The organism is Bergeriella denitrificans NBRC 102155 (genome assembly GCF_001592185.1).
Lineage (GTDB): Bacteria > Pseudomonadota > Gammaproteobacteria > Burkholderiales > Neisseriaceae > Neisseria > Neisseria denitrificans.
This window is the reverse complement of the sequence record NZ_BCWL01000080.1, coordinates 1-8,715: the sequence shown is the minus strand read 5'-3', so window position 1 is coordinate 8,715 and position 8,715 is coordinate 1. Positions and strand designations below refer to the sequence as shown.

The window sequence follows — 8,715 nt, the reverse complement described above, 5'->3', positions numbered from 1 at the left end:
ATTTTATTTACTTATCCTGAATTCATACAAATTAAAAAAAGCCGTCTGAAAAACGCTGTTTTCAGACGGCTTTTTGTAACTTTTATCTCTCAAAAGCGCATATCGCCCGATACGCAAACCGCAAACGCCATCCCGATCCGGTTTGCGCCGGCATTATTCCGCTTCTTCAATCCACGCCTGCTGCACGGCTTCGAGGATGCGTTCGCCGCAGCGGGCAGGGTCGTCGTCGAAATCGGGCAGGGCCATAATCAAATCGCGCAGATGGGTGAAGCGCACGGTTTTCGGGTCGATGCTGTCGCCGTGCAAATCGTATAATTCTTCAGCGATGCGTTGGGTGTCGGTCCATTTCATTTTGCGTTCCTTTGCGTGAGTTTTTTTCGGAGCAGGGGAAAGAGGCGGTACCACTGCCAATAAAAGCCCAGCCCGCCGATCAGGGTGGCTGCGGCCAAAATCCAGATTTCGGCTTCGGGCTTGGAGAGTGCGGGCCAGATGCCGTCGAGTTGCGCGAGCAGGAAAACAAACAGCCATGCGCCCGCTGCGCCCAGCGGAAACGATGCCGCCAGCAAGATAAAAAAATACAGCAGCATGGCTTCCCAGCGGTATAGGGGCTGCCCGTCAGACAGGGCGGCAGAAGCGGTGCAGACGGCGCAGGCGGCCATCAGCAGCAGCCATGCCGCCATGGCTTTGCGCTTGCGCCAGATAATCATCAATGCTCGCGGGCGTGGTTGATGGTGTATTTCGGGATTTCCACCACCAGGTCTTCACCGGCAACCACGGCCTGGCAGCTCAGGCGGGAATCGGCTTCCAAACCCCAGGCTTGGTCGAGCAGGTCTTCTTCCAGCTCGGTCGGCTCTTCCATGCTGTCGAAACCCTTGCGGATGATGACGTGGCAGGTGGTGCAGGCGCAGGATTTTTCGCAGGCGTGGTCGACGTCGATATCGTGATCGAGCAATACGTCCAATACGGTTTTGCCTTCCGGCGCGTTTTCAATCACCGCACCTTCGGGGCAGAGGGCGGCGTGGGGCAATACGGTAATTTTCGGCATGTGTGTTCTCTTGAAAGTTTTTAAAAATCGCTTGGTTTAATCATTTAGTTTGCCGTTTTCAGACGGCCTATCGGTGCAGGCCGTCTGAAAACGGCGGGTAATCCGTTTACGCGTATGGGTCTTTACTTCGGTATTTTGCGTACCCGACGCACACGCGCTTTTTCAGACGGCTTTTTAGATATCATCCACGCTTTGGCCTTGTAGCGCACGTTGGATATTGCGGTTCATGCGTTTGGCGGCGAAATTGTCGGTGCTGCGGCCGAGCTTGGCGACGGCAGCACGGATGTCTTCGGCGGCGCCGTTTTTCAGACGGCTTTGCAGCGCGGCAATATCGGCTTCAATGGCAGCCAGCTCGTCGGCTTCCAGCAAATCGCCGTCGAGTGTCAGCGCGGCGCTGACGGCTTCAATCAGGCTTTCGGCTTCTACGGCGGCTTCTGCGCGGGCGCGGGCGGCCATATCCTCGGCGGCATTGCTCATGCCGTCTTTCAGCATTTGCGTGATGGTGTCGTCGTCGAGACCGTAAGACGGTTTCACTTCGATTTGCGCCTGTACGCCGGTGCTTTGCTCTTGCGCGGAAACGGACAGCAGGCCGTCGGCATCCACTTGGAAGGTGACGCGGATACGCGCCGCGCCGGCTGCCATCGGCGGAATGCCGCGCAGGGTGAATTTGGCCAGGCTGCGGCAGTCGGATACCAGCTCGCGCTCGCCTTGCACCACATGAATCGTCATCGCGGTTTGGCCGTCTTTAAAGGTGGTAAATTCCTGCGCGCGCGCGGTCGGCAGCGTGGAATTGCGCGGAATGACTTTTTCCGCCAAGCCGCCGTAGGTTTCCAAGCCGAGCGAGAGTGGGGTTACGTCCAGCAGCAGCCATTCGCCGTCGGGCTTGTTGCCGGCCAGCACATCGGCCTGCATTGCCGCGCCGAGCGCAACTACTTCGTCGGGATTGAGATTATTAAGCGGCGTTTGGCCGAAAAACGTACCGACAGCCTGCTGAACGTGCAGCATACGTGTCGAGCCACCGACCATAATCACGCCGCTGACATCAGCTTTACCGATGCCGGCATCTTTCAGCGCCTGCTTCACCGGCTCCATGGTTTTCAATACCAGATGCTGGGTCAGATTGTGAAAGGCTTGGCGCGTAATCACGGTATGGATTGTGCGGCCGTCTGAAAGTGTGGCGCTGACGGCGGCTTCGGTTTCGGTCGTCAGCGTTTCTTTGGCAGCGCGGGTCAGCGAGAGCAGCAGCTGGCTGTCTTGCTCGCCCAGCTGCGACAAGCTGTTTTCTTCCAGCAGGTGGCAGAAAAGCCGGTGGTCGAAATCGTCGCCGCCGAGCGCGCTGTTGCCGCCCGTGGCTTTCACTTCAAACAGGCCTTTGGAAAGCTGCAAAACCGATACGTCAAATGTACCGCCGCCCAAGTCGTACACCACAAACGTGCCTTCCGATGCGTTGTCCAAGCCGTAGGCAATCGCGGCGGCGGTCGGCTCGTTGAGCAGGCGCAATACGTTCAAACCGGCCAGGCGTGCGGCATCTTTGGTGGCCTGCCGCTGCGCGTCGTCGAAATACGCGGGTACGGTAATCACCGCGCCCACCAAATCGCCGCCCAGGCTGGCTTCGGCGCGGGTTTTCAGGGTTTTCAGGATTTCGGCGGATACCTCAATCGGCGTTTTCGCGCCCTGGCGGGTGTTCAACTCAATCACGCGCTCGTTTTGGCCGAAGCGGTAGGGCAGATAATGGTGTTCCTGCTGCAAATCGGCCAGCGTGCGCCCGATGAGACGCTTGGCGGAGCTGACGGTATTGGCCGGGTCGGTTTTCTGCGCGCTCAAAGCCTGCGCGCCGACTTGGATTTCCCCGTCGCTGCCGTAGCGTACCACGGAGGGCAGGGTAACGCGCCCGCCCTCGTCGGGCAGGCAGACGGCGCTGCCGCTTCTGACGGCGGCCACCAGGCTGTTGGTCGTACCCAAATCGATGCCGACGGCAAGGCGGTGCTGATGCGGCGCGGCAGACATGCCGGGCTCGGCGATTTGCAAAAGTGCCATGATAATCTGTGCCTTTTGGTGTGTTTGTCCAATCAGGCGGTATTCTAGCAGAATTCGGCGGGGTAGTTGAGTAGTTTGGTAGGAAATGATAGCCAACATCAATCGCCGCCGGGGCCGTCTGAAAACAGTATTTTCAGACGGCATTCGGTTATAATGGCGGCTGTTTGAATGATTTATAGCGATATAAATATTTTCAGTAACGTTTAGAAAAGCCGGCTTGTTTCGTCAGATTGAGATAGGCAGCAAGGTTGTATCAATCCGAACCGGGGCGGCTATATATGGATATGGAAAGAGAGTGGTTATGGCGATCAATACAGTCGCAATCATCGGCGCGATGGCGCAGGAAATCGAATTGTTAAAAGCGGCGATGGCCGATGTGCGCCCGGTGTCGTCCGGCAAGCTGACTGCCTACGAAGGCACGCTGGCGGGCAAACGCGCGGTATTGGTATTGAGCGGCATCGGCAAAGTCAACGCTACCATCGCCACCACCTGGGTCATCCGCGAATTTTCGCCCGACGCGGTCATCAATACCGGCAGCGCGGGCGGTTTGGGCAAGGGTTTGAAAGTCGGCGATGTGGTCATCGGCAGCCGCGCGGCGCATCATGATGTGGACGTCACCGCATTCGGCTATGTACGCGGTCAGGTGCCGCAGCTTCCGGCGGTATTCGAAGCCGACAGCCGTCTGGCGCAGGCAGCCAAACGCGCGGCGCGTGCTTTTGAGGGCGCGGCGGTTACGGAAGGTTTGGTACTCAGCGGCGACCAGTTTGTACACAGCAGCGCCGCCGTGGCAGACATCCGCACGCATTTCCCGGATGTGCAGGCGGTGGAAATGGAAGCGGCTGCCATCGCACAAACCTGCTACCAGTTGGATGTGCCGTTTGTGATTATCCGCGCGGTATCCGATTCCGCCGATGAAAAAGCCGATATCAGTTTCGATGAATTTTTAAAAACCGCCGCCACCAGCTCCGCTAAGATGGTGATGGATTTGGTGGCGCAGCTCTAAGCCTACAATCCGATAGGCAAGATACGGTTTTTCCGCTAGAATGCCGAGCCATATAGCTTATGCGTGAAACACAGGAATGGCGTTTCAATCAGCCCAATCCGTTTCATGCTGCTGCCGACAAGCCGTCTGAAACTTGATACCGACCCGCCGCGCGGCAGGGCGTTTCAGACGGCCTTTCGCCATTTGACGAATCATTTTGTTACCGATACATGAAAAACATCCGAAATTTCTCCATCATCGCCCACATCGACCACGGCAAATCCACGCTGGCCGACCGCTTCATCCAATATTGCGGCGGCTTGGAAATGCGCGAAATGAGCACGCAGGTGCTCGATTCGATGGACATCGAAAAAGAGCGCGGCATTACCATTAAAGCGCAAACCGCCGCCCTGAATTACAAAGCGCGTAACGGCGAAACCTACCTGCTCAACCTCATCGATACCCCCGGGCACGTTGACTTCTCTTACGAAGTATCGCGCAGCCTGTCGGCCTGCGAAGGCGCATTGCTGGTTGTGGACGCTTCGCAAGGCGTGGAGGCGCAAACCGTGGCCAACTGCTACACGGCGATTGATTTGGGTGTGGAAGTGGTGCCGGTGTTGAACAAAATCGATCTGCCCGCCGCCGACCCCGACCGCGTGGCGCAGGAAATCGAAGACATCATCGGCATTGACGCGGTCGGCGCGGTCACGTGTTCCGCCAAGTCGGGCATGGGCGTGGAAGACGTATTGGAAGAAATCGTCGCCAAAGTGCCCGCGCCCGAAGGCGATGAAAACGCGCCCTTACAGGCGGTGATTATCGATTCGTGGTTTGACAACTACGTCGGTGTGGTGATGCTGATTCGTGTGAAAAACGGCACGATTAAGCTGAAAGACAAAGTGCGCTTTATGTCCACCAAAGCGGAGACGCAGGTGGAGCAGCTGGGTGTATTTACTCCGAAATCCGTGCAGAAACAGCAGCTTTCGGCAGGCGAAGTAGGCTTTCTGATTACCGGCGTGAAAGAGTTGGGACAAGCCAAAGTCGGCGATACCGTTACTTTGGCCGCCAATCCGGCCGACGCGCCGCTGGCGGGCTTTAAAGAAGTGCAATCGCAAGTATTCGCCGGACTTTATCCGGTGGAAAGCCACGACTACGAAAACCTGCGCGATGCCTTGGAAAAGCTGCAACTCAACGATGCGGCCTTGAAATTCGAGCCGGAAGTATCGCAGGCATTGGGCTTCGGCTTCCGCTGCGGCTTCTTGGGCTTGCTGCATTTGGAGATTGTTCAGGAGCGGCTCGAACGCGAATTCGATATGGATCTGATTACCACCGCACCGACGGTGGTGTATGAAGTGGTATTGAAATCGGGCGAAAAAATCGAAGTGGAAAACCCGTCCAAATTGCCCGACATCGGCAGTATCGAAACCATTCTCGAGCCGATTATTACCGCGACCATCCTTGTGCCGCAGGATTATGTCGGCAACGTTATGACCCTGTGCAACCAAAAACGCGGCGTGCAGCGCAATATGCAATACATGGGCCGCCAAGTGATGCTGACCTACGATTTGCCGATGAACGAAGTGGTGATGGATTTCTTCGACAAGCTCAAATCCACCTCGCGCGGCTATGCTTCTTTAGACTACGAGTTTAAAGAATTCCAGCCGTCTGACTTGGTGAAACTCGATATCATGGTGAACGGCGAAAAAGTCGATGCACTGAGCCTGATTGTCCACCGCCAAACCTCCGTACACCGCGGCCGCGAGCTCGCCAGCAAAATGCGTGAACTGATTCCGCGCCAAATGTTCGACATCGCCGTGCAGGCCGCTATCGGCAGCCAGATTATCGCCCGCGAAAACGTCAAAGCCCTGCGTAAAAACGTCTTGGCAAAATGTTACGGCGGCGACATCACGCGTAAGAAAAAACTCTTGGAAAAACAAAAAGCCGGTAAACGCCGTATGAAACAAGTGGGCAATGTGGAAATCCCGCAAAGCGCGTTCTTGGCGATTTTGGAAGTCGGGGATAAGTAATCTTTGAGGCACAGGCCGTCTGAAAATCATGATTTTCAGACGGCTTTTTACCGCCATAAACCCAATATCCATATCCGATAATACACCCAAAGGATTGCATACCCCGCAGGCACAAGATGATGGATGCCGTCGGTGTTTGCCGCTATAATTACCTGTTAGGCGGTCGGCCTGGGGCAGGCCGTCTGAACATCCATCCACTCCGCCGCACAGTCTGAAACCCTAACCATGCACATTCGCTCCCGCGCGTGTCAGTGTGCATCATTAGCGTTTTAGCGGTGCGGCAAAACCGAAAGGAACATTCATGTTTGACAAACACGTCAAAACCTTCCAATACGGCAACCAAACCGTTACTCTGGAAACCGGCGAAATCGCCCGCCAGGCCGCTGCCGCTGTAAAAGTATCCATGGGCGAGACCGTGGTGCTGGTCGCCGTTACCACCAATAAAGAAGTCAAAGAAGGGCAAGACTTCTTCCCGCTGACCGTAGATTATCTGGAGCGTACCTACGCTGCGGGTAAAATTCCCGGCGGCTTCTTCAAACGCGAAGGCAAGCAGAGCGAAAAAGAAATCCTGACCAGCCGCCTGATCGACCGTCCGATTCGCCCGCTGTTTCCGGAAGGCTTCTATCACGACATCCAAATCGTCGCCATGGTGGTATCCGTCGATCCCGAAATCGATTCCGACATTCCTGCCATGCTGGGCGCGTCTGCCGCGCTGGTATTGAGCGGCGTGCCGTTTGCCGGTCCGATTGGTGCCGCACGCGTGGGTTATGTGGACGGCGGATACGTTTTGAACCCGACTAAAGCGCAATTGGCCGAATCACGCTTGGATTTGGTGGTGGCCGGTACGGCCAAAGCCGTGCTGATGGTAGAGTCGGAAGCCGACATTCTGCCGGAAGACGTTATGTTGGGCGCGGTGGTGTACGGCCATGACCAAATGCAGGCCGCCATCAATGCCATCAACGAATTTGCCGATGAAGTGAATCCCGAAGTATGGGATTGGAAAGCACCGGAAACCAATGAAGAATTGGTGGCCAAAGTGCGCGAAATCGCCGGAGCGAAGATTGCCGAAGCATTCAAAATCCGCCAAAAACAAGCGCGTACCGCCAAATTGGACGAAGCTTGGGCGGCTGTAAAAGAAGCCTTGATTACCGAGGAAACCGAAACACTGGCGGCCAACGAAATCAAAGGCATTTTCAAACATCTGGAAGCCGATGTCGTCCGCAGCCAAATTTTGGACGGCCAGCCGCGTATCGACGGCCGCGACACCCGCACCGTGCGCCCGCTGAACATCCAAACCGGCGTCTTGCCGCGTACCCACGGTTCCGCCCTGTTTACCCGCGGCGAAACCCAAGCCTTGGCCGTGGCCACTTTGGGTACCTCCCGCGACGAGCAGATTATCGACGCATTGAGCGGCGAATACACCGACCGCTTCATGCTGCATTACAACTTCCCGCCGTATTCTACCGGCGAATGTGGCCGTATGGGTGCGCCGAAACGCCGCGAAATCGGTCACGGCCGTTTGGCCAAACGCGCATTGCTGGCCGTATTGCCGTCTCCGGAAGACTTCAGCTACACCATGCGCGTGGTTTCCGAAATCACCGAGTCCAACGGCTCTTCTTCAATGGCTTCCGTTTGCGGCGGCTGCTTGAGCCTGCTGTCGGCCGGTGTGCCGTTGAAAGCACACGTTGCCGGTATCGCCATGGGCTTGATTTTGGACAACAACAAATTCGCCGTGTTGACCGATATCTTGGGCGACGAAGACCACTTGGGCGATATGGACTTTAAAGTAGCCGGTACCACCGAAGGCGTAACCGCGCTGCAAATGGACATCAAAATCCAAGGCATTACCAAAGACATCATGCAAATCGCATTGGCGCAGGCCAAAGAAGCCCGCCTGCACATCTTGGCACAAATGCAGGAAGCGGTATCCGGCCCGCAAGAGCTGTCCGCACACGCGCCGCGCCTGTTTACCATGAAAATCAACCAAGACAAAATCCGCGACGTCATCGGTAAAGGCGGCGAAACCATCCGCGCCATTACCGCCGAAACCGGTACCGAAATCAACATCGCCGAAGACGGCACCATCACCATCGCTGCGACTACCCAAGAAGCGGGCGATGCCGCCAAAGCGCGTATCGAGCAGATTACCGCCGAAGTGGAAGTGGGCAAAGTATATGAAGGCACGGTACTCAAATTGCTGGACAACAACGTCGGCGCGATTGTATCCGTTATGCCGGGCAAAGACGGATTGGTGCACATCAGCCAAATCGCCCACGAGCGCGTGAAAAACGTCAGCGACTACCTGCAAGTCGGCCAAACCGTCAAAGTGAAAGCTTTGGAAGTGGACGACCGCGGCCGCGTGCGCCTGTCCATCAAAGCCTTGCTGGAAGCACCTGCCGCCGAATAAATAGCGCCTAAAGGCCGTCTGAAAATACCCGGAATAGGGTAGATCAGAACAGAAAAAGCCGAACCCTTTGTAATAAAGGGTTCGGCTTTTTATTTTTTATTGGGTAGTTTTACTGCTTCGGCAAGTATTATAGTCAATTCAAAACAAAATGATACATTCAGTAGGTTGGCTCTCCGAGCCAACAAAACTAGTTAATAAAAGCGCCAGCTCGGGGAGCCGA

7 protein-coding genes are annotated in these 8,715 nt (G+C 56.0%); 3 read left to right on the top strand and 4 right to left on the bottom strand.

Translation table 11 applies throughout. The annotated features are described in order from the left end of the window. Positions 1–153: 153 nt before the first annotated feature. From iscX to hscA, 4 genes are all read right to left on the bottom strand, one after another. The gene (iscX, locus tag BDE01S_RS05835) at positions 154–351 is read right to left on the bottom strand and encodes a Fe-S cluster assembly protein IscX (protein WP_066078593.1); all 198 of its coding nucleotides are present in this window, start codon (positions 349–351) and stop codon (positions 154–156) included. Next, positions 348–707, bottom strand: coding sequence for a hypothetical protein (locus BDE01S_RS05830; protein ID WP_066078590.1), 360 nt, complete (start codon positions 705–707; stop codon positions 348–350). Before BDE01S_RS05830 ends, iscX begins: the two co-directional genes overlap by 4 nt. Beyond that, positions 707–1,045: an ISC system 2Fe-2S type ferredoxin gene (fdx, locus tag BDE01S_RS05825; RefSeq protein WP_066078588.1), complete on the bottom strand. Its 339-nt coding sequence runs from the start codon at positions 1,043–1,045 to the stop codon at positions 707–709. Before fdx ends, BDE01S_RS05830 begins: the two co-directional genes overlap by 1 nt. A gap of 174 nt (positions 1,046–1,219) precedes the next feature. Continuing rightward, positions 1,220–3,082 (bottom strand): Fe-S protein assembly chaperone HscA, encoded by a 1,863-nt coding sequence (gene hscA / locus BDE01S_RS05820; RefSeq protein ID WP_066078585.1) that lies wholly within the window; start codon positions 3,080–3,082, stop codon positions 1,220–1,222. A gap of 301 nt (positions 3,083–3,383) precedes the next feature. Between hscA and BDE01S_RS05815 the strand changes: the two genes are divergently transcribed. From BDE01S_RS05815 to pnp, 3 genes are all read left to right on the top strand, one after another. Beyond that, positions 3,384–4,085, top strand: coding sequence for a 5'-methylthioadenosine/adenosylhomocysteine nucleosidase (locus tag BDE01S_RS05815; RefSeq protein ID WP_066078584.1), 702 nt, complete (start codon positions 3,384–3,386; stop codon positions 4,083–4,085). A gap of 209 nt (positions 4,086–4,294) precedes the next feature. After that, complete coding sequence (gene lepA / locus BDE01S_RS05810; RefSeq protein WP_066078580.1) at positions 4,295–6,088, top strand: translation elongation factor 4; 1,794 nt, start codon at positions 4,295–4,297, stop codon at positions 6,086–6,088. A gap of 301 nt (positions 6,089–6,389) precedes the next feature. Continuing rightward, entirely contained in the window at positions 6,390–8,495 is a 2,106-nt protein-coding gene (pnp, locus tag BDE01S_RS05805; RefSeq protein ID WP_066078577.1) for a polyribonucleotide nucleotidyltransferase, read from the top strand. Positions 8,496–8,715: the final 220 nt, after the last annotated feature.